This is a genomic window from Faecalibacterium longum (genome assembly GCF_040094125.1).
GTDB lineage: Bacteria > Bacillota > Clostridia > Oscillospirales > Ruminococcaceae > Faecalibacterium > Faecalibacterium longum.
In genome coordinates, this window is the sequence record NZ_JBBNIH010000157.1 from 13,631 (window position 1) to 32,057 (window position 18,427).

At 54.2% G+C, this 18,427-nt stretch carries 18 protein-coding genes and 1 riboswitch; of the genes, 8 read left to right on the forward strand and 10 right to left on the reverse strand.

The genetic code is table 11. From position 1 onward, the window contains the following. The first annotated feature begins 44 nt into the window (after positions 1 to 44). Together greA and lysS are read left to right on the forward strand one after the other, a co-directional pair. Positions 45 to 530, forward strand: a complete 486-nt coding sequence (greA, locus tag AAAU26_RS09935; protein ID WP_149793528.1) for a transcription elongation factor GreA — start codon at positions 45 to 47, stop codon at positions 528 to 530. A gap of 18 nt (positions 531 to 548) precedes the next feature. Next, on the forward strand, positions 549 to 2,060 hold the full coding sequence (gene lysS / locus AAAU26_RS09940) for a lysine--tRNA ligase (RefSeq protein ID WP_227618941.1): 1,512 nt from the start codon (positions 549 to 551) through the stop codon (positions 2,058 to 2,060). 341 nt (positions 2,061 to 2,401) lie between these two features. Here the strand turns inward: lysS and AAAU26_RS09945 are convergent, their stop codons facing one another. From AAAU26_RS09945 to ribD, 6 genes are read right to left on the reverse strand one after another with little or no spacing between them, the layout of a single operon-like run. Then, positions 2,402 to 2,851: a low molecular weight protein-tyrosine-phosphatase gene (locus AAAU26_RS09945; RefSeq protein WP_015565338.1), complete on the reverse strand. Its 450-nt coding sequence runs from the start codon at positions 2,849 to 2,851 to the stop codon at positions 2,402 to 2,404. Further along, entirely contained in the window at positions 2,848 to 3,264 is a 417-nt protein-coding gene (locus AAAU26_RS09950; RefSeq protein WP_005944121.1) for a winged helix-turn-helix domain-containing protein, read from the reverse strand. Before AAAU26_RS09950 ends, AAAU26_RS09945 begins: the two co-directional genes overlap by 4 nt. Before the next feature lie 20 nt (positions 3,265 to 3,284). Beyond that, entirely contained in the window at positions 3,285 to 3,761 is a 477-nt protein-coding gene (gene ribH / locus AAAU26_RS09955; RefSeq protein ID WP_097781396.1) for a 6,7-dimethyl-8-ribityllumazine synthase, read from the reverse strand. Positions 3,762 to 3,782: 21 nt separating this feature from the next. Next, positions 3,783 to 4,979: a bifunctional 3,4-dihydroxy-2-butanone-4-phosphate synthase/GTP cyclohydrolase II gene (locus AAAU26_RS09960; protein ID WP_005944126.1), complete on the reverse strand. Its 1,197-nt coding sequence runs from the start codon at positions 4,977 to 4,979 to the stop codon at positions 3,783 to 3,785. Positions 4,980 to 4,991: 12 nt separating this feature from the next. Then, positions 4,992 to 5,633, reverse strand: a complete 642-nt coding sequence (locus AAAU26_RS09965; protein WP_173016472.1) for a riboflavin synthase — start codon at positions 5,631 to 5,633, stop codon at positions 4,992 to 4,994. Further along, the gene (ribD, locus tag AAAU26_RS09970; RefSeq protein WP_154276951.1) at positions 5,597 to 6,721 is read right to left on the reverse strand and encodes a bifunctional diaminohydroxyphosphoribosylaminopyrimidine deaminase/5-amino-6-(5-phosphoribosylamino)uracil reductase RibD; all 1,125 of its coding nucleotides are present in this window, start codon (positions 6,719 to 6,721) and stop codon (positions 5,597 to 5,599) included. The genes AAAU26_RS09965 and ribD overlap by 37 nt, the downstream gene beginning before the upstream one ends. Positions 6,722 to 6,872: 151 nt before the next feature. Beyond that, positions 6,873 to 6,987, reverse strand: a riboswitch (FMN riboswitch). Positions 6,988 to 7,367: 380 nt separating this feature from the next. Between ribD and AAAU26_RS09975 the strand changes: the two genes are divergently transcribed. The 6 genes from AAAU26_RS09975 (at position 7,368) to AAAU26_RS10000 (ending at position 13,099) form a co-directional block, all read left to right on the forward strand. Next, positions 7,368 to 7,610 carry a hypothetical protein gene (locus AAAU26_RS09975; protein WP_162789028.1) on the forward strand — a complete coding sequence of 81 codons (243 nt, stop codon included), beginning with the start codon at positions 7,368 to 7,370 and terminating at the stop codon, positions 7,608 to 7,610. After that, the gene (locus AAAU26_RS09980) at positions 7,603 to 8,922 is read left to right on the forward strand and encodes a DNA primase family protein (protein WP_015565343.1); all 1,320 of its coding nucleotides are present in this window, start codon (positions 7,603 to 7,605) and stop codon (positions 8,920 to 8,922) included. The genes AAAU26_RS09975 and AAAU26_RS09980 overlap by 8 nt, the downstream gene beginning before the upstream one ends. Positions 8,923 to 9,317: 395 nt before the next feature. Beyond that, a complete protein-coding gene (locus tag AAAU26_RS09985; protein ID WP_227618942.1) occupies positions 9,318 to 10,658 on the forward strand; it encodes a plasmid recombination protein in 1,341 nt (446 codons plus the stop codon). 77 nt (positions 10,659 to 10,735) lie between these two features. Further along, on the forward strand, positions 10,736 to 11,023 hold the full coding sequence (locus tag AAAU26_RS09990) for an excisionase (protein ID WP_430407823.1): 288 nt from the start codon (positions 10,736 to 10,738) through the stop codon (positions 11,021 to 11,023). A gap of 107 nt (positions 11,024 to 11,130) precedes the next feature. Then, the gene (locus AAAU26_RS09995; protein WP_227618943.1) at positions 11,131 to 12,363 is read left to right on the forward strand and encodes a site-specific integrase; all 1,233 of its coding nucleotides are present in this window, start codon (positions 11,131 to 11,133) and stop codon (positions 12,361 to 12,363) included. Positions 12,364 to 12,847: 484 nt separating this feature from the next. Continuing rightward, entirely contained in the window at positions 12,848 to 13,099 is a 252-nt protein-coding gene (locus AAAU26_RS10000) for a DUF6061 family protein (RefSeq protein WP_227618944.1), read from the forward strand. Between the two features lie 84 nt (positions 13,100 to 13,183). Here AAAU26_RS10000 and AAAU26_RS10005 read toward each other — a convergent pair whose 3' ends face one another. From AAAU26_RS10005 to AAAU26_RS10020, 4 genes are all read right to left on the reverse strand, one after another. Then, positions 13,184 to 14,659 (reverse strand): glycoside hydrolase family 32 protein, encoded by a 1,476-nt coding sequence (locus tag AAAU26_RS10005; protein WP_227618945.1) that lies wholly within the window; start codon positions 14,657 to 14,659, stop codon positions 13,184 to 13,186. 24 nt (positions 14,660 to 14,683) lie between these two features. Continuing rightward, positions 14,684 to 16,357 carry an extracellular solute-binding protein gene (locus AAAU26_RS10010; RefSeq protein ID WP_217211400.1) on the reverse strand — a complete coding sequence of 558 codons (1,674 nt, stop codon included), beginning with the start codon at positions 16,355 to 16,357 and terminating at the stop codon, positions 14,684 to 14,686. Positions 16,358 to 16,433: 76 nt separating this feature from the next. Next, on the reverse strand, positions 16,434 to 17,369 hold the full coding sequence (locus AAAU26_RS10015) for a carbohydrate ABC transporter permease (RefSeq protein WP_158396116.1): 936 nt from the start codon (positions 17,367 to 17,369) through the stop codon (positions 16,434 to 16,436). After that, entirely contained in the window at positions 17,353 to 18,300 is a 948-nt protein-coding gene (locus AAAU26_RS10020) for an ABC transporter permease (protein ID WP_112114530.1), read from the reverse strand. Before AAAU26_RS10020 ends, AAAU26_RS10015 begins: the two co-directional genes overlap by 17 nt. Positions 18,301 to 18,427: the final 127 nt, after the last annotated feature.

The window sequence follows — 18,427 nt, forward strand, 5'->3', positions numbered from 1 at the left end:
TGACACTCTGCCGTACCCCAAAAAATAGATAAGGAGATTTCCAAATGGCACAAGAGATCAAGATGTCCGCTGCTGGCCTGAAGGCAATGCAGGAGGAACTGGAATACCTGAAGACTGTCCGCCGCAAGGAGCTGGCAGAAGAGATCAAGGAAGCCCGCAGCCACGGCGACCTGTCCGAGAACAGCGAGTACGATGAGGCCAAGAACACCCAGGGTCTGGTCGAGAACCGCATCACCGAGCTGGAGCAGATGGTCAAGAACGCTGTCGTCATCGACGAGAGCGAGCTGAGCGTTGAGAACGTCTCTGTCGGTACTCACGTCACCATCCAGATGGAGGGTGAGGACGAGGTCGAGGAGTACGACATCGTGGGCCGCACCGAGGCTGACCCCCTGAACGGCAAGATCAGCGACGAGAGCCCTGTGGGCCACGCCCTGCTGGAGAAGGCTGTCGGCGACACCGCCGAAGTCCTGCTGCCCACCGGCCATACCGTCAACTACAAGGTGCTGGGCATCACCCACTCTGCAAACTGAGCCAAGCGGGAGGAAATTATGGAAGAACAGAAGAAGAACCCCGCACAGGGCCTGTCTGAGAGCGAGCAGGTGCAGGTGCGCCGCCAGAAGCTGGCAGACCTGCAGGCTGCAGGCCACGACCCCTTTACCCTGACCAAGTTCCCTCAGGATGCTTACTCTGCTGACCTGAAGGAAGAGTTCAAGGACCTGCCCAACGAGACCGACAGCGGTAAGAAGGTCGCACTGGCCGGTCGTCTGATGTCCAAGCGCGTCATGGGCAAGGCAAGCTTTGCCCATCTGCGCGACGATAAGGGCGACATCCAGCTCTACGTCCGCCGTGACGAGCTGGGCGACGACGCTTACGCTGCTTTCAAGAAGCTGGACGTGGGCGACATCATCGGCGTCAAGGGTGAGGTGTTCCGCACCAAGACCGGTGAGCTGAGCGCCCGTGCCGAGGAGATCACTCTGCTGGCCAAGAGCCTGCGCCCCCTGCCCGAGAAGTTCCACGGCCTGACCGATACCGAGATGCGTTATCGTCAGCGCTATGTTGACCTCATCGCAAACCCCGAGGTCAAGGAGACCTTTGTCAAGCGCAGCAAGATCCTGAAGGAGATTCGTGCTTATCTGGACGAGAAGGGCTTCCTCGAGGTCGATACCCCCATCCTGACCCCGTTCGAGATCGGTGCATCCGCACGTCCCTTCTACACCCATCACAACACCCTGAACATGGACATGGTGCTCCGCATCGAGACGGAGCTGTACCTGAAGCGCCTCATCGTGGGCGGCATGGACCGCGTCTATGAGGTGGGCCGCATCTTCCGCAACGAGGGCATGGACCCCAAGCACAACCCCGAGTTCACCACCATCGAGCTGTATCAGGCGTTCACCGATTTCCACGGTATGATGGACCTGGTGGAGGAGCTGTATAAGCGCCTCGCTCAGAAGATCTGCGGCAGCCTGGTCATCCCCTATCAGGGTAAGCAGATCGACATGGGCCACTGGGAGCGTTTGACCATGATCGAGGCCGTCAAGAAGTATTCCGGCGTTGACTTCAACGACTGGAAGACCGATGAGGACGCCATCGCCGCTGCCAAGGAGCACCATGTGGAGCTGCCCGAGGTTCCCACCAAGGGCGCCATCCTGGCCGAGTTCTTCGACGCCTTCGTCGAGGACAAGCTCATCCAGCCCACCTTCATCTATGATTACCCCGTCGAGATCAGCCCGCTGGCCAAGCGCAAGCCGGATGATCCCGCTTTCACCGAGCGTTTTGAGTACTTCATCGACTGCACCGAGTACGGCAACGCTTTCAGTGAGCTGAACGACCCCATCGACCAGAAGGGCCGCTTCGAGCGTCAGGTCGCCGAGCGCAAGGCCATCGAGCCCGACTGCAAGGCACAGGTCGATTACGACTACGTCAACGCTCTGGAGTACGGTCTGCCTCCCACGGGCGGCCTCGGCTTCGGTGTTGACCGTCTGGTCATGCTGCTGACGGACAGCGCTTCTATCCGTGACGTGCTGCTGTTCCCCACGATGAAGCCGATTGAGCAGTAAAACACAAAATTAAAACGCAGGTACGATGAAATTTTGAACGGATTTCAAGCAACATCTGCGGTACTACACCACAACTACACCAATTTTGGGACGTTTTCCCGAAAAGGAGCCTTACAAAGCGGTGTGGTGTAAGAATCGAATAGGCGGATTGGTGTAGTAGGTACACTGAACCCCAAACGCAAAAATGCGGCAGCTATGTTGTGAAAATACAACGTAGCTGCCGCTTTTTGTTTCGTATAGAGATTTTATGCTGACAGGCAACTTCTCCTGTGGTTAAATCAATTTGTCGTTGGCAAGTGTCAAACACTCCTGATTTGGCATACGCCAAAATTTACGCCAATTTAGCGCAGTTCCTCAAGCAATGCCGTGCATCCTTCCAGTATATCCTGCCATGTGGCTTCAAAATCTCCCGTGAACCATGGGTCTGCCACTTCACGGGGATGATCCGTATGCGCCATCAGCAGCGAGACTTTATGCTGTGGGTCTCCGCCGACAAGCCGCAGGATGTCGCACAGATTACTTTCGTCCATGCCAATCAGATGATCATACCGTGCATAATCCAGCCGGGTCATCTGCCGGGCGGTCTTGCCGTTGCAGTCGATGCCATGTTCTGCCAGCTTCTGCCGTGCAGGAGGATAGACCGGATTTCCGATTTCCCATGCACTGGTGGCGGCTGATGCGATTTCAAATTGCTCGGATAGTCCTGCCTTGGACGTAAGGTCTTTCATCACATACTCCGCCATCGGGCTTCGGCAGATATTTCCGAGACAAATAAATAAGATCCTGGTCATGCCGGGTCGTTCTCCTTTTGGCTTACAAAAGCATAGCCGCCGTGGGTAGTGCGGATAAAGCTACCGCAGCCGGCCAGCTTCTTTCGCAGATTGGAAACGGTATTTGCCACGACCTTTAAGGTGTCGTCACAGTTTTGTCCCCACACAGCACGGAAAAGCTCTTCTTTTGAGAAGATTTGTCCTTCGTGGGAGGCAAGCATCAGCAGCAAATCGAACTCCAGTCGTGTAAGGGAGACTTTTCTGCCGTTGCACGACACTTCGTGGGTCATTCCGTCCAGTGTAAGCCCCGGAAGAACCAACTTCTCCCATGAATCAATGGATATTTGCTCTGCCTCGATGTGCTCTCGTTCCAGAAGCATCCGGATCTTCTGCTCTAATTCCGGGTCAGGCTGTCGGGTCTTTATAACGATCATGGCAAACTCCTGCGTGTATTTTACTCTGCGGCGGTATCCATTTCCCGGAGCAGGTTTACCATCTCGATGGCACTGACTGCACAGTCATAGCCTTTATTACCTGCTTTGGTGCCTGCCCGCTCGATGGCCTGTTCGATGTTTTCGGTGGTCAGAACACCAAAGAGGACGGGAACCCCGCTTTCCAGCGAGACCGTGGCAATGCCTTTGGAAACCTCATTGCACACATAGTCGTAATGGCTGGTAGAACCGCGAATCACGGCACCAAGGCAGATCACAGCATCATACTTTCCGCTTTTTGCCATTTTAGAGGCAACCAGTGGGATCTCAAAAGCACCCGGAACCCATGCAACATGAATATCAGCGTCCTGCACATCGTGCCGGAGCAGACCATCCATTGCTCCGCTCAGAAGTTTGGACGTGATAAATTCGTTGAAGCGGGCAGCTACGATACCGACCTTGATGTTCTGAGAAACCAGCTTACCTTCAAATGTTTTCATTTTTAAATACCTCTTTCGTTGTTAATATTCCAGAAGATGCCCCATCCGTGCCTGCTTCGTTTTCAGGTAAAACAGGTCATACGGGGTCGCCGTCATCTGAATGGGTACGCGCTCGGAGATCTCCAGCCCAAACTCGGAGAGCTGATATACTTTGTCCGGGTTATTGGTAAGCAGGCGCAGGCTTTTTACGCCAAGTTCCCGGAGGATCTGTGCGCCGAGATAATACTCCCGTTCATCTCCATGGAACCCAAGAGCGAGATTGGCTTCCAGCGTATCCATGCCCTGCTCCTGAAGTTCATAGGCACGCAGCTTGTTGATCAGACCGATGCCCCGGCCTTCCTGCCGCATATAGAGCAGGATACCCCGGTCTTCTTTTTCGATCTGCGTCATGGCAGCGGCCAGCTGTTGGCCGCAGTCACAACGCAAAGAGCCAAATGTATCTCCTGTCAGGCATTCCGAGTGGACGCGGCACAGAATATCCTTTCCATCGCCAATGTCACCTTTTACCAGTGCAATGTGATGCTCTCCGTTCAGGCGGCTCACAAAACCATAAGCTCTGAAGGTGCCATACTTGGTGGGCAGGTTCACTGCCGTCACCTGATCGACCAGTTTATCGTGACACTTGCGGTACTCCTGTAAATCACGGATGGTGATGAATTTGATCTGGAAACGCTCTGCCAGCTTTGCCAGTTCAGCGGTGCGCATCATCGTGCCATCCTCCCGCATGATCTCGCAGCACAGGCCGCATTCTTTCAGCCCTGCCAGACGGCACAGGTCAACGGTTGCTTCCGTGTGACCGTTGCGCTCCAACACACCGTTCTTTTTTGCCAGAAGGGGGAACATATGGCCCGGTCTGCGGAAATCTTCTGCTTTTGCGTGATCGTCCACACAAGCCATCGCCGTAATGGAACGCTCTGCGGCAGAAATGCCCGTAGAAGTAGAAACGTGGTCGATGGACACCGTAAATGCCGTTTCATGGTTGTCGGTGTTATACTGCACCATCTGCGGAAATTGCAGCTTCTGGACGAAAGCCTCGGACATCGGCATACAGATCAGACCTTTGCCGTGGGTCGCCATAAAGTTGATGTTTTCGGTGGTGGCAAATTCGGCAGCACAGATGAAGTCCCCCTCGTTTTCACGGTCGGGGTCATCCGTTACCAGAATGATTTTTCCTTGCTTCAGGTCTTGCAAAGCTTCGGGAATGGTATTGAAGTTCATCGTAAACTCTCCTTAAAAGCCGCAGCGCAGCAGCATTTCTTTTGTGAGCGTGTTTTGCTTCGGTGTTTCTGATGGAAGCAGCCTCTCGATATATTTTCCAACAACATCGGTTTCCAAATTGACAAAATCCCCTTTGTGCCGTTGGTTCAGGTTCGTCTGACGGACGGTGTGCGGTATCGTGGACACGGAAAAGCCCGTAGGTTCCACCGCAGCCACGGTCAGGCTGATACCGTCTATTGTGATAGAGCCTTTTTCAACGACATAGCGAAGGATTGCAGGATCTGCATGAATGGTGTACCAGATAGCCGTATCGTCTTTTCGGATATTAGCAATGCGTCCGACGCCATCCACATGGCCTGCTACGATGTGTCCGCCAAAACGTCCGTTGGCCGGCATGGCACGTTCCAGATTGACAGCACTTCCAACGGTGAGCTGTGCAAGTGCAGAGCGGTTCAAGGTCTCGTGCATGACATCCGCAGCAAAGCTATCCGGGAAGAGCTGCCTGACGGTCAGACAGATGCCGTTGACGGCGATGCTGTCACCGATTCTGGTTTCTTCCAGAACCGTTTTTGCACGAACAGTCAGTACGGCAGAATGCTGTCCCCGATTGATGGATTTTATTGTTCCGACTTCTTCCACGATTCCGGTAAACACGGGTACTCCACCTCACTTTCGATCAGGAAATCTTTGCCAAGCTGTTCCAATCGGCTGTTCTTCAGGCGGAATGCAGCATCCGGAAGCGGGACACCTGCACCCTCAATGGGTACTTTGGCATCCCTTCCTCCGAACAGCTTCGGGGCAATGTAAGCCTGTACCTGCTGCACGATGCCGCTTTCCAGTGCAGACCAGTTCAAGGTTCCGCCGCCTTCCAGCAGAATGCTGTCGATCTGCTCCTGCCCCAGCTGTTCCATCAGTTGCAGAAGATTCACATGACCGCAATGCGCTTCCAGACAAAGGACCCGGCACCCGGCCTGTTGATATGCCGCCTGCTTCTCCGGGTCGCCGCAGCAGGTCGCAAGAATGGTCGGAACCTGTTTGGCGGTCATGACCACCTGTGATTGCAGCGGTGTCCGCAAATGTGTATCACAGATGATCCGGACGGGATCACGGCCACCCTCTATCCGGCAGGTCAGCAGCGGGTCATCTGCTAGGATGGTTCCGACTCCCACCATAATGCCGCGGAATCGGTGTCGCTGCCGTTGAACATGATTCCGGGCAATTTCCCCGGTGATCCATTTAGAAGCGCCTGTGTATGTGGCGATTTTTCCATCCATCGTCATGGCGTATTTCATGGAAACGAAAGGGCGTTTTGTGGTGATATAGTGGAAGAATACCTTGTTCAGCGCATCGCATTCCTCTTGCAGAACATTTTCGGTCACATCTATGCCGTGTGCGCGCAGGATTGCAATTCCTTTTCCAGCCACCAGCGGATTCGGGTCAGCAGAACCCACGACCACCCGGTGAATGCCCGCGTCCAGAATCGTATCCACGCAGGGCGGCTGCTTTCCGTAATGGCAGCACGGCTCCAATGTCACATACAGGGTCGCTCCCTGCGGATCTTCGGTGCAGGATGCCAGCGCATTGCGCTCCGCATGAGCCTGACCGTATCTCTGGTGCCAGCCCTGTCCGATGATCCTGCCCTCTTTTGCGACCACGGCACCCACCATCGGGTTGGGAGATGTCCATCCGCAACCCTTTTTTGCAAGCTGCAAAGCCAGACGCATATACTCTTTGTCGTTCATCGTGTTGCCTCCAAAAGAAAAAGCCCTGAACAAAAACGTTCAGGGCAAGCCGAAAAGACACAAGGGACCCTTGTGCAAAAAAGAAAGCTCCAGAATGCAAACGCATCCCAGAGCAGCCTCCACAAGCGCCGAACCGTGCGGGCTCTGCGCTTGGTATCTTCTTTCATCCAGACTGTACTGTCGGCTTCGGAGTTTCACCGAATCATGCCTTACGGCTCGTGGGCTGTACCACCGGTAGGGAATCGCACCCTGCCCTGAAGATTTCTGATTCAATTACAGCGGCATTATAGCACGGCTCCTTTCGGATTGCAAGGGCATTCTGCAAACCGGGACGAAACCGGGATGAAGATGGGTACGAAACTTTTTGACTATTATTGCCTTGTCAAGAGGGTAGGCGTCGTCCAGCCCTCTCTCTTTTTGCCAAAGTTTCCCTTGCTTTTTCTTGCACCCTGCCGAAATCAGCGTATTCCCAAAACTTTTTGTTGACACGGCTCGATTTTTGTGGTAATCTATCCCAACAATTGAATATAACATATTTTTACATATTCGTTCAGACCCTGCGGGGCTGAACATTTTGGCTTTCAGCCGTTACATAACCGACTAGCATGACCTTCCAGAAAAAGCGAAGGCATGGCTGGTCTGTTTTGTGACGGCTTTTTTGTTGCCGTTTTGCCTGTTGAACCTTGAAAACCGCATGACCGTCTGCATGGGATACCCGGCGATGACCCCCAAGTGGGAGAGCCGGAAAACGCCGCCGGAAGGGGGCAGGAAAGCCATGCAGGGAGAACGGCAGGATGTTGATTTCCCAGTTGCGGAGAAAAACGATGTGCTCAAAATGATCACATCGTTTTTCCGTAACGCCAAGAAAGGACGGTGTGCCTATGAGTAATTTTACCCCTGCATGGTTCAAGAAAGGTTTTTTCAACGAATCCCTGTTCTGTGACGATTTTCTGAGCATCCACCAACTGCTTTACTCGAATGGCGCATTTTTCACCCCGGACGGCAGAATGGTGGACCCCATGCCCCTGCGGTGTGAGATCTTCGAGATGATGCGTGAATACGTCGGGGCGAACCTTGCCAAGAAGGTCACCAATGTGGTGGACGTGCTGAAACTGGCGGCACAGGTGGAGGACTTTCCGCCTGTCACCGACCGCATCGCACTGGCAAACGGCACCCTGTATCTGGACGGTACCTTTCAGGAGGGCAAGCCGGAGATCGTGCGCAACCGCCTGCCTGTCAAGTATGACCCGAAAGCCGCCCAGCCCGTCCACTGGCTGCGGTTTCTGTCCGACCTGCTCTACCCGGAGGACATCCCCACCGTGCAGGAGTTCATCGGCTACTGCCTGATTCCCAGCAATAAGGGCCAGCGCATGATGGTCATCAAGGGCAACGGCGGCGAGGGCAAGTCGCAGATCGGTGTGGTGCTGTCCCGGCTGTTCGGCTGCAACATGAAGGATGGCAGCATCGGCAAGATCTCGGAGAACCGCTTCGCCCGTGCTGACCTGGAGCACACCCTGCTCTGCGTGGACGACGATATGCGGATGGAAGCCCTGCGCCAGACCAACTATGTCAAGTCCATCGTGACCGCACAGGGGCAGATGGACTTGGAGCGCAAGGGCAAGCAGAGCTATCAGGGTTGGATGTACGCCCGCCTGCTGGCGTTCAGCAATGGCGATTTGCAGGCATTGTATGACCGCTCGGACGGTTTCTATCGTCGTCAGCTCATCTTGACCACCAAGGATAAGCCCCTGTCTCGTGTGGATGACCCGGACATTGCCGAGAAGATGGCGGCAGAGGTCGAGGGCATCCTGCTGTGGGCATTTGAGGGCTTGCAGCGGCTGGTGAAGAATGGCTTCCAGTTCACCGAGAGTGACCGTGCCAAGCGCAACCGGGAACTGGTGAAGCGGGACAACAACAATGTGTTTGATTTCCTCGAATCCGAGGGCTACATCCGCCTGAAGGCGGATGCCTGCACCAGCTCGAAAGAGCTGTATGAGGTCTACAAGATGTGGTGCGAGGAGAACAGCCTGAATGCGATCAAGGCCAGAGGGTTCAGCGATGCGCTGATCGCCAACCAGCGCAGGTATAATCTGGAATCCACCAACAACATCGTCAATTCGTCCGGGCGGCGTGTCCGGGGCTTTATCGGCATTGAAGCCCTTGTGCAGCCCGACCTTACTCCCAACAGTTGGCGAGTATGACCCCCTATAAAGGAGAATTTGGGTGTTTTGCTGCGTACGTGTGTACGCAGCAGTCGGCTTTCTCTGTACGCACGTACGCAGCGATTGACCGAAAACGCGCCATATAAGGGGCTTTGGTTGGTGGTCAAAACGACCACCAACCAACCCCATAGCGTTAAGTGCCGGAAAGCGGCACTTGCCAGCATCCACCCAAATCCCCAAAATGGGAATCAGTGTGAGATGGCCGTTATCAGACCGTCTATCTGCCTGTTACCATTTTGGTAACAGGCAAAACCAGTGGGTCAAAATGACCCACTGAAAAAGCCGGACGAGCTGCGGGCAGGGATTCGCAAATCGTTGCTTGTCAGCTTGCCCGGTGCAGGAGTGCAGAGGGTGCAGCCCTTTGCCCCAGTGATATGATGCTGTGCGTCATATGCTACTGGGTATTATCTGGCGCAAAACGGCGGCAGATTCAGCAGCTTCGCTGCTGCGTTCTCCCTGCCAAGATGTTGAAACGGAGGGATGTCTATCTGAAGTTAACACGACACAATGGACGAGCCGGAGCACACGGCACCTATAACCCAAAGCACAATGACCGCAGTTTTAACCTTGCTAACAGTGAGCACATCGACCCGGAACGAGCCAAGGGCAACATCTACTGGGACTGCTTTCACGGTTTCCGTTCGGCTCTCGACCCGCAAGACCCGGATGATTTGGCTGCGACTTTCTCGGATGTGGAACGGCAGTTCTACGAAACCCACTACACGGCCTTTGTTGAAAGCCAGAACGAACGCAACGCCAAGATCCGGCACACGGAGCGCAACCGCTCCATTCCTGACCTGCTGTCCAGCCGCAAGACCTGTCCGGAAGAGACCATCTACCAACTTGGAACGCTGGATGAACACGCTTCGGCAGAGGACTTGCTGAACATCGTCACCGAGTTCATTGACGAGTTCAAGACTAAGTTTGGCGAACACGTTCACGTTCTGGACTGGGCGCTGCATCTGGACGAAAGCACACCCCACATCCACGAGCGTCATGTGTTCGACTGCGGGAACAAGTACGGCGAGGTGGCACCCCAGCAGGAAAAGGCATTGGAAGTGTTGGGCTTCAACCTGCCCGACCCGGACAAGCCCCTCAGCCGCCGCAACAACCGCAAAATCACCTTCGATGCAGCCTGCCGGAAGATGCTGTTTGAAATCGCCAAACGTCATGGTCTGGAATTGGAGGAAGAAGCGGAGTACGGCAACCGCAAGTATCTCGAAAAGCAGGACTTCATCCTTGCCAAGCAGAAGGAGCAGCTTGCCGCCCAGCAGAGCAAGCTGGACGAACTGACCCTGAAAGTTTCGGATATGGAGACCCTGCTGGAAAATGTTTCGGCTGCGGCCTATGACAAGGCGGTGGAGGTCGTGACGGACGTGGTACGCACCGAGACCCGCAAGGAAGATATGCGGATGATCGAGGACACGAAGAAGTGGGTGCTGTCGCCAGAGAGAAAGGCTCCCAAGGTTACACGGGAGTACACTGCCAAACATCTGGACACTGTGCTGGACAAGTTTCTCAAGACCATGCAAACCACCACTACCCGCTTGCAGGAGAAGCTGCTGAAGCCGGAAGTCCGGCAGAAGGGCAAGGAGCAGGTCAAGGAGAAAGCACGAGATTCCGTTCTGCAACTGCTGAACCGCTTGCAGGCAGAACAGGCACAAAACAAACCAGCGGCACAACCCCGCACACAGGAGGGGCACTCGGAAATCTGAACCTCATCGGGAGAGTTCGGAGCAGAAAGCTGGCACTTTCTGCCCCGGCACCCGGTTACAAGGATATGGAGGTGCAAGTGAAAGAAGTTTGCGTTTGCGAAGCAATGAAGTCCCCAGTGGGGACTTTAAGCAACGGAACGGTCTTGCGTCAGCAAGATGGAGGGACTAAGTCCCGACAAGTTCCGATTTGGCAAAAGAGTAATCTGACCTTGGAGGAAGCGGCGGCTTACTCTGGGATCGGTATCAATAAACTGCGGTCAATGACCGATAGCGATGAATGCAAGTTCGTCCTTTGGAACGGAACCAAACGGCTGATCAAACGCCGTAAGCTGGACGAATATCTGGACAAGGCATTCTCGATCTGATGCGGTTCAAAAATTGACCGTTTGATGTTGCAGGGAGTCTTGCGTCATGGTATACTCATGGCGTAAGGCTCCTTTTCAACATTCTGTGAATGAAAAGGAGAGTTTATATGCAAAGACGTAAAGATAATAAAGGCCGTGTTTTGAAGGATGGCGAGGTCTACCGCAAGAGCGATGGGCTGTATATGTACCGTTGGACTGCGAAAAACGGAAAACGCCATACCATCTATGATGCAACCTTGGAGGGGCTGCGCGAAAAGGAAGAGAAGATCCAGCACGACTTGGCAGATGGCCTCCGCATCCCGGAGTGCAGCCTGACCCTGAATGACCTGTTTGAACTGTGGCGTAAGAACAAGGTGGGCTTGAAAGAGCATACCTTCGCCAATTACGTTTATATGTACAATCGGTTCGTCCGGGATGAGATCGGCATGATGAAGCTCAAGGACATTCGCAAGTCGGATATCCGCAGCTACTACAATGGCATCGTCCGCAATGGCAAGATGGCGTTGAACACGCTGGAAACCATCCAGAATGTTCTCCATCAGGTCTTTGCGGTGGCGGTGGACGATGAGTACATCCGTGTGAATCCCACGGATGGTGTCCTGACGGCCATTAAAGCCGCCCACCAGTACGAAACGCCCAAACGACACGCTCTGACCCTGCCCCAGCAGCAGGCGTTTCTGAATTTCATCAAGAAAACGCCGAAGTTCCAGCACTGGCTCCCGATGTTCACCTTCATGCTGGGTACCGGATGCCGCATCTCGGAAACGGTTGGCCTGTGCTGGGGTGACATCGACTTCGAGAGTGGGTTTATCACCATCCAGCACAATCTGGTGTACCATGACCACGAGGTCGGTGGCTGCTATTTCACCATGTCCACCCCCAAGACTGCCGCCGGTAAGCGGGCAATTCCAATCTTGCCCGAAGTGCGGAAAGCGCTGGAGCAGGAACGCACCAACCAGCAGGAGCTGGAACTGGTATGCGAATACGAAATCGACGGAATCTCGGACTTCGTATTCCTGAACCGCTTCGGCCAGCCGCAGAATCCGCAGACGGTCAACCGCGCCATCAAGCGCATCAGTGTGGCCTACAACGAAGCCGAGCTGGAAAAGGCCGAAAAGGAAAAGCGGGAACCGCAGCTGCTGCCGCCTTTCTCCTGCCATAATCTCCGGCACACATTCTGTACCCGGCTGTGCGAAAATGAGACCAACCTGAAGATCATTCAGGATATCATGGGACACCGGGACATCAGCACCACGATGGAGATTTACGCAGAAGCCACCAAGGAAGCCAAAGCCCATTCCTTTACAAATCTGAACGGTAAACTGGGCATTTCGGTCTGAAATCTACTACACCAACTACTACACCACTTTTACACCAAATTGCCGGTAAGTTGTGGAGAGTTGCGTAGGGTGACGTACGGGAGCAGGAAAAAGAAAGCCGCATGGATAGGCTTATAAAGGAAAATAAAGCCATTTGTGAGCCTTCCTTGACCTGTCCCCACGATGAAGCCGATTGAGCAGTAAATTTCCAATTTAAGCGAAACAAAGCCTGAAACTTCTTGATGTACCGAGAAGTTTCAGGCTTTTTCTTTTGATGGATTTCCAACGAAAATTGCGCCATACGCCAATTTTACGCCAAACGATGTATGATTTTGTGCAGAGCAAAAAGAGCGTTGTTCGGGTTTGACGTAAGAAGCGGGTGTGTGGTGGATGAGTGCAGACCTGCAAAGGGTTGCATCAGGAAGTGGCTTTATATATTTGCAAACGGACAGCTGAAACTTTCCACCGCAGAAGAAGTAAATGTGAAAAACATGGAGGTTTCCTTATGAACAAACGGCTTTCTTGCCGTTACAATATGGATACCAATCGGGTGGAAGCCTGGTTCGAGGGTGGCACTACCCTTGCTATCGACTGCATCGCCGTCGAGGACGAGTACGGCAACACCCCGGCACAGCGGGCAGAACTGGACTGGCTGCTCTACAACAAGCCCTTGGAGTATGCGCAGCTTGTGCTGGGTGGGGAGATCGAGCATTATCTCTCCCTCAGCTGTGACCACGGCAGGCTGAAAGATCAATGACATAACAAACACAGCCCCGCTTTGGCGAAGGAGAAGCCAAAGCGGGGCTGTATTCAATGAAGGAGAAATGAAGGAAATATCAGATTACAGGTCCAGTTCAAACTGCTCCACCGTAACAGTTGCTTTGCCATCGGCAGCAAAGGTGATGCCATCGGCAGACTGCGGGGTGTAGATCCATGCGGTCATGGTTTGCTCACCATCGTTGACAAAGACCTCCACGCTGTTTTTATCCAGCAGAATGCGGAGCTTGAGCGCACCGTTCTGGCTGCGTACTTTGCAGCTGCGGCTGTGAACGATGTCTGCACGGGAACCGGCATGGCTGCGGTCCAGCGTCAGCTCGGAGGTGTAGGGGTCGTAGGTCAGGCTGGTGTGATGGTCTGCGTCAGCAGCCAGTTTCAGGGTAAAGGAACGGTATTCGCCGGGCTGCACCGTGACGGTCAGGTCGGCCACCCGACCCTTGATACCTTCCAGAGAGGTTTCGTTTTGCACCGTCACATTTTCGTGGAAGGTTCGCTTACCGTGGACGGCATCCAGCTCCCGCACCGGGGTCTGAACGATGCGCCCGTCCTTGATGTGCAGTTCGCGCGGGCAGATGGTCTGCCCGAACCACTTGCAGCCCTGCGGCTTATCCTCGGTGTCCGACCAGGTCTGCAGCCATGCGGTCATGAGCCGGCGGCCATCCGGGGCAAGGGTGGTCTGGGTAGCGTAGAAGTCGATGCCGCTGTCCATCTGCTGCACGTTTTCCCTGGTGAATGTGTGGGTGGCTTCGTCGTAGCTGCCGATGAAGGCGATCACGTTGTGACCGTTGTGGAACTCGCCCTTGGGCAGCATCTCCATGGGCCCCAGCATCAGGACCTGCTTGCCGTCCAGCGGGAAGAAGTCCGGGCATTCCCACATTTTGCCGTACTGATTGTTGCAGCGTTCCAGCACCGTGACAAAGTGCCAGTCGAAGCCGTCCTTGCTCTGGAACAGTGCTGCTGCGCCGCTGCCATCCTCGGCAAGGCAGACGGTGACGGCAGAGTAGGTGCCGTCAGCCTCCCGCCAGATCTTGGGGTCCCGGAAGTCGAACTTGCTGAAGCCTTCCGGCAGGTCTTTCTGGGTCAGCACCGGGTTGCAGGCAGGCTTTTCGTAGTTCAGTCCATCACCGATGGCAATGCTCTGGGTCTGGATGTCCCGCATCTCCCCATTGGGCTGCTTTTCTGCCACCACGCTGGTGTACATCAGCAGCTGCCTGCCGTCATCCATCTGGGTGGCAGAGCCGGAGAAACAGCCGGGGCCGTTATCTGCCGGGGAATCCGGTGCGAGCGCACAGGGCAGATACTCCCAGTGCAGCAGGTCGGTGCTGACGGCGTGACCCCAGTGCATGGGCGCCCACCGCACATCGTAGGGGTTATACTGATAGAACTGGTGATACTTCCCTTTATAATAAGAGAAGCCGTTGGGGTCGTTGAGCCAGCCCACATAAGGAGTCATGTGGTAGGCAGGGCGTTCCGCCGGGGAAATGGCAGCGCCATGCTCGGCCTCGTAGGCACGGGCTTTTTGTAAAGTCAAATCGTTCATGGAATCCTCCAAAGGAAAGAATTCTTATGCGTAGTAAGCATCCAGATATTTCTGCATAATGCCCAGATAGTCGGACAGGCCGTAGGCTTCCAGCTTGCTCAGATATTCGTTCCACTCTGCATCCGTAGTGCCGTTCATGATCCAGTTGGCCTTCTGCGTATTCATGTAGGTCTGCAGATCTGCCTGCAGGTTAGAGACCTGCTCGGTGTCCTCGTTGCTCATAAAGACATTGGGATAGACATAATCGTTGTTCATATCCGGGGTGTAGATCTCCTTGATCCAGTCCAGACGATACTGTGCATCGTCCGGGCAGGTAACGTATACACCATAGTAATCATCCAGAACCGCCAGAGGCCCACTGACACACTGCGCTTCACGGACTTCCACGGGAGAAGCATCGCCCAGAGGAGCGTGCTTCAGCATGGGCTCGCCCTTATCGTTGGTGGACAGTTCAAAAATGTTAAAGCCTTCCGCATCGCCGTAGGTACCCCAGTTGTTCTGCGGAGACTGGAGGGGGGCGTACATCTGATCCAGCCATGCACAAACCAGTGCAGGATTAGCCGCCTTTGCGGTGACAACGCATCTGCCGCGGGCAAAGCCGCTGGTGAAAGAGCCGTTCTGCGGAGTGATATTTCGGGTGTCGGCGGTCAGGGCAGGCAGCGGCTCCCAGTCGGTCAGGTTGTCGATGTTGGCAACATCCCAGCTGAAGCAGACACCATAGCGGCCAGCCTTGCCCTTGGAAACATAGGTGGACCACTCCTGCGTGAAGCACTCCGGGTCGATGAGCTTCTCGGCGTACAGCTTGTGCAGCCAGTCCAGACCATCGCGGTAGCCCTGCTGGGTGGCGGCACAGATGACTTTCCGGTCGTTGGTAACGGCAATATGACGGTCCTTGTCAGCGTCGCCGTAGCCTTCGCCAAAGCCATTGATGAGGATGCTGGGGTCCTGATCGCCGTTGTTGACGATGCAGGACATGGGGATGATGTCGCCGTCAATGCCATACTCTGCCTTGAGAGAAGCGGCGTTATCACGGAATGCCATCAGAACCTGCTCAAACTCGTCCACTGTGGTGGGCATCGACAGACCGAGGAAGTTCAGCCACTTGGTATTGATGAAGCTCATGTTGCCAATGGTCTGGATGGCGGTCTTTTCTGCGCCGAGCTGCTCGATCCAGGGCAGTGCCCAGATGTGGCCATCGCTGTCGGTGCACATGGTGCGGTACTCCGGGTACTGCTCAAAGACCTTCTGGAGATAAGGCATATTGTTGTCAATGTAGTCTTCCAGATTGAGGATGACACCCTGATCTGCGTAGCGCAGCAGATTGCTGTCGGTAAAATCAGCAGTAAAAACAAAATCCGTCAGGGTGTTGGGGTTGGACATATTCAGGGTGATCTTATCGCTCCACTGGTCGGACTGGATGGCGGTCCAGTCGATATGCACATTGGTCTGTTCTTCCAGACGCTTGAAGATGGTGCGGTTGTTCGGCTCGGGTTCGCTGCCCACAGGGAAGCTGGTCATACCGGTAAAGGTGACCTTTTCGGACAGCGGAAATGTAACGGCACCAGTCACATCCACAGCTGCGGCAGCAGAATTGTTGCTGCCGGTGGATTGGCCGCCGCCACAGGCAGACAGAGCAGCGGCAGAGCCCGCCAGAGCGCAGACCTTGAGGAAGTTGCGGCGAGAGATCAGCTTTTTCATGGTATTTTCTCCTTTTTCATGTTTCTTTTTTCGTGTAACAGATGAGCGTACCGGCTCATAAAATTCTGGAATATCCTCAGCCTTTAATGGAACCAGCCATGATGCCGGCATCAAAATACTTCTGGAAGAAGGGATACATCACCAGCAGCGGCAGACTGGAAATAATAATGGTTGCATATTTGAGCAGCTCTGCCATCTTCGCACGTTCGGCAGTACTTTGGATATCTGCGATCATGCCGGATTCCGGCTGGCTCTGGATCAGGATGGAACGCAGCACCAGCTGCAGCGGCTGCTTCGATGCGCTGTTCAGGTAGATCATGGCGTCAAAGTAGCTGTTCCACATCGCCACGAACTGCCACAGAGCCAGAACTGCCACCACCGGCATACAGACGGGCAGCAGGATCTTGAAGAAGTAAAGCATCTCGCTGGCTCCATCCACATCCGCAGCTTCACGCAGCTCACGCGGGATGCCTTGATAATAGGTACGGGCAATGATCATGTTCCACACGCTGAATGCTCCCGGCAGAATGACCGCCCACATGGAATCCAGCAGACCCAGATTGTTGATGAGCAGGTAGGTGGGGATCAGACCGCCGCTGAAAAACATCGTGATCACAAACAAGGCGTTGAAGATCTTTTTGCCTTTGAAGTCCGGCAGCGACATGGGATAAGCGGCAAGCATCGTCACAGCTACCGAGATGATGGTGAAGATGATCGAGTAAAGGATTGCGTTCTTGAAGCCGACCCAGATCTGCTTGTCCGAAACGACACGCTGGTAAGCATCCAGACTCCACTTGCTGAAATCAAAGGAGATGCCCTTGTTTTGCAGAGTGACCGGGTCCATAAAGGACGCGATGACGATGTAGATCATCGGAACGATGATCGCCAGCAGGAACAAGCCCAGAAGTGCGTAGCCGCAGTACAGGATGATCTTATCTTGTCTGGTGTAGAGGGCCATTTTTGATTTTTTCTGTTTTGCCATGGTAAACCCCTCCTTACAAGCCCTTGCCATCGTTCATTTTGGCAACGACCTTGTTCACTGCGATCAGCAGGATGACGTTGACAACGGTGTTGAACAGACCGACTGCCGTGGAAAAGCTGTAATCGCCGTCCAACAGGCCCTTTTTATAAACGTACGTTGCAATGATCTCGGCGGTGTTCAGGTTCAGGTCAGTTTGCAGGGCATAGGCTTTTTCAAAACCGATGCTCATGATGTTGCCTGCCTGCAGGATGAACTGAATAACGACCATATCCTTAATGGCGGGCCACTCCACCGTCATGATCTGCTGGATCAGGTTTGCGCCGTCGATCATCGCAGCTTCCTTCAGATCTTTGCTGGCGTTAGAAAGGGATGCGGTGTACATGATGGATGCCCAGCCGGCACCCTGCCAGATGCCGCTGATGATGTAGATGGGGCGGAACGCTTCCGGCAGCGTCATGAAGTTGATGCTGGTGTGAAGCAGGCCGTTCACCGGACCGGTGACACTCAGCAGCACCCGGACGATACCGCACAGCACGATGACCGAAATGAAGTTGGGCATATACAGCACCAGCTGCACCTTCTGCTTGATCTTCTTGCTCTCGATACGGTTGAGCAGGAATGCCAGCAGGATGGGGATCGGGAAGCCCCACAGCAGACCGTAGACGCTCAGCTTCAGGGTGTTGATCAGATAGCGCTGGAAGTCCGGCGAGGACATGAAGCGGGTAAAGTTTTTGAAGCCTACCCACTCGCTGCCCCAGATGCCCTTGAAGGGATTGTACTTCTGGAATGCGATCAGCACACCGCCCATGGGAGCGTACTTGAACACCAGCGTCAGCACCACGGCAGGCAGCAGGAACAACAGGTAAAGCTGCCAATGCCGTTTGATGTAGACCCATGTGTTGTGCAGCTTGCGTTCTGCTGTCAGCACAGCCGTTTCCGGCGAGGCCGTCTTTGCTTTCATGAATCATTCTCCTCCTTTTTGATTTGCTTGCCGCTTGATTTGCGTTTTACATTTGCACCTTTGAATTTTACGTTTTTCACTTTGATTGTGCAAATGTAAAACTCTGTAATTCATTTATATCACGCAA

Excerpts from the sequence above, each read along its gene's own strand:
- greA (WP_149793528.1), top strand. The coding sequence starts at position 45 with ATGGCACAAGAGATCAAGATGTCCGCTGCTGGCCTGAAGGCAATGCAG.
- lysS (WP_227618941.1), top strand. The coding sequence starts at position 549 with ATGGAAGAACAGAAGAAGAACCCCGCACAGGGCCTGTCTGAGAGCGAG.
- AAAU26_RS09945 (WP_015565338.1), bottom strand. The coding sequence starts at position 2,851 with ATGACCAGGATCTTATTTATTTGTCTCGGAAATATCTGCCGAAGCCCG.
- AAAU26_RS09950 (WP_005944121.1), bottom strand. The coding sequence starts at position 3,264 with ATGATCGTTATAAAGACCCGACAGCCTGACCCGGAATTAGAGCAGAAG.
- ribH (WP_097781396.1), bottom strand. The coding sequence starts at position 3,761 with ATGAAAACATTTGAAGGTAAGCTGGTTTCTCAGAACATCAAGGTCGGT.
- AAAU26_RS09960 (WP_005944126.1), bottom strand. The coding sequence starts at position 4,979 with ATGAACTTCAATACCATTCCCGAAGCTTTGCAAGACCTGAAGCAAGGA.
- ribD (WP_154276951.1), bottom strand. The coding sequence starts at position 6,721 with ATGAACGACAAAGAGTATATGCGTCTGGCTTTGCAGCTTGCAAAAAAG.
- AAAU26_RS09980 (WP_015565343.1), top strand. The coding sequence starts at position 7,603 with ATGAGTAATTTTACCCCTGCATGGTTCAAGAAAGGTTTTTTCAACGAA.
- AAAU26_RS09985 (WP_227618942.1), top strand. The coding sequence starts at position 9,318 with ATGATGCTGTGCGTCATATGCTACTGGGTATTATCTGGCGCAAAACGG.
- AAAU26_RS09995 (WP_227618943.1), top strand. The coding sequence starts at position 11,131 with ATGCAAAGACGTAAAGATAATAAAGGCCGTGTTTTGAAGGATGGCGAG.
- AAAU26_RS10000 (WP_227618944.1), top strand. The coding sequence starts at position 12,848 with ATGAACAAACGGCTTTCTTGCCGTTACAATATGGATACCAATCGGGTG.
- AAAU26_RS10005 (WP_227618945.1), bottom strand. The coding sequence starts at position 14,659 with ATGAACGATTTGACTTTACAAAAAGCCCGTGCCTACGAGGCCGAGCAT.
- AAAU26_RS10010 (WP_217211400.1), bottom strand. The coding sequence starts at position 16,357 with ATGAAAAAGCTGATCTCTCGCCGCAACTTCCTCAAGGTCTGCGCTCTG.
- AAAU26_RS10015 (WP_158396116.1), bottom strand. The coding sequence starts at position 17,369 with ATGGCAAGGGCTTGTAAGGAGGGGTTTACCATGGCAAAACAGAAAAAA.
- AAAU26_RS10020 (WP_112114530.1), bottom strand. The coding sequence starts at position 18,300 with ATGAAAGCAAAGACGGCCTCGCCGGAAACGGCTGTGCTGACAGCAGAA.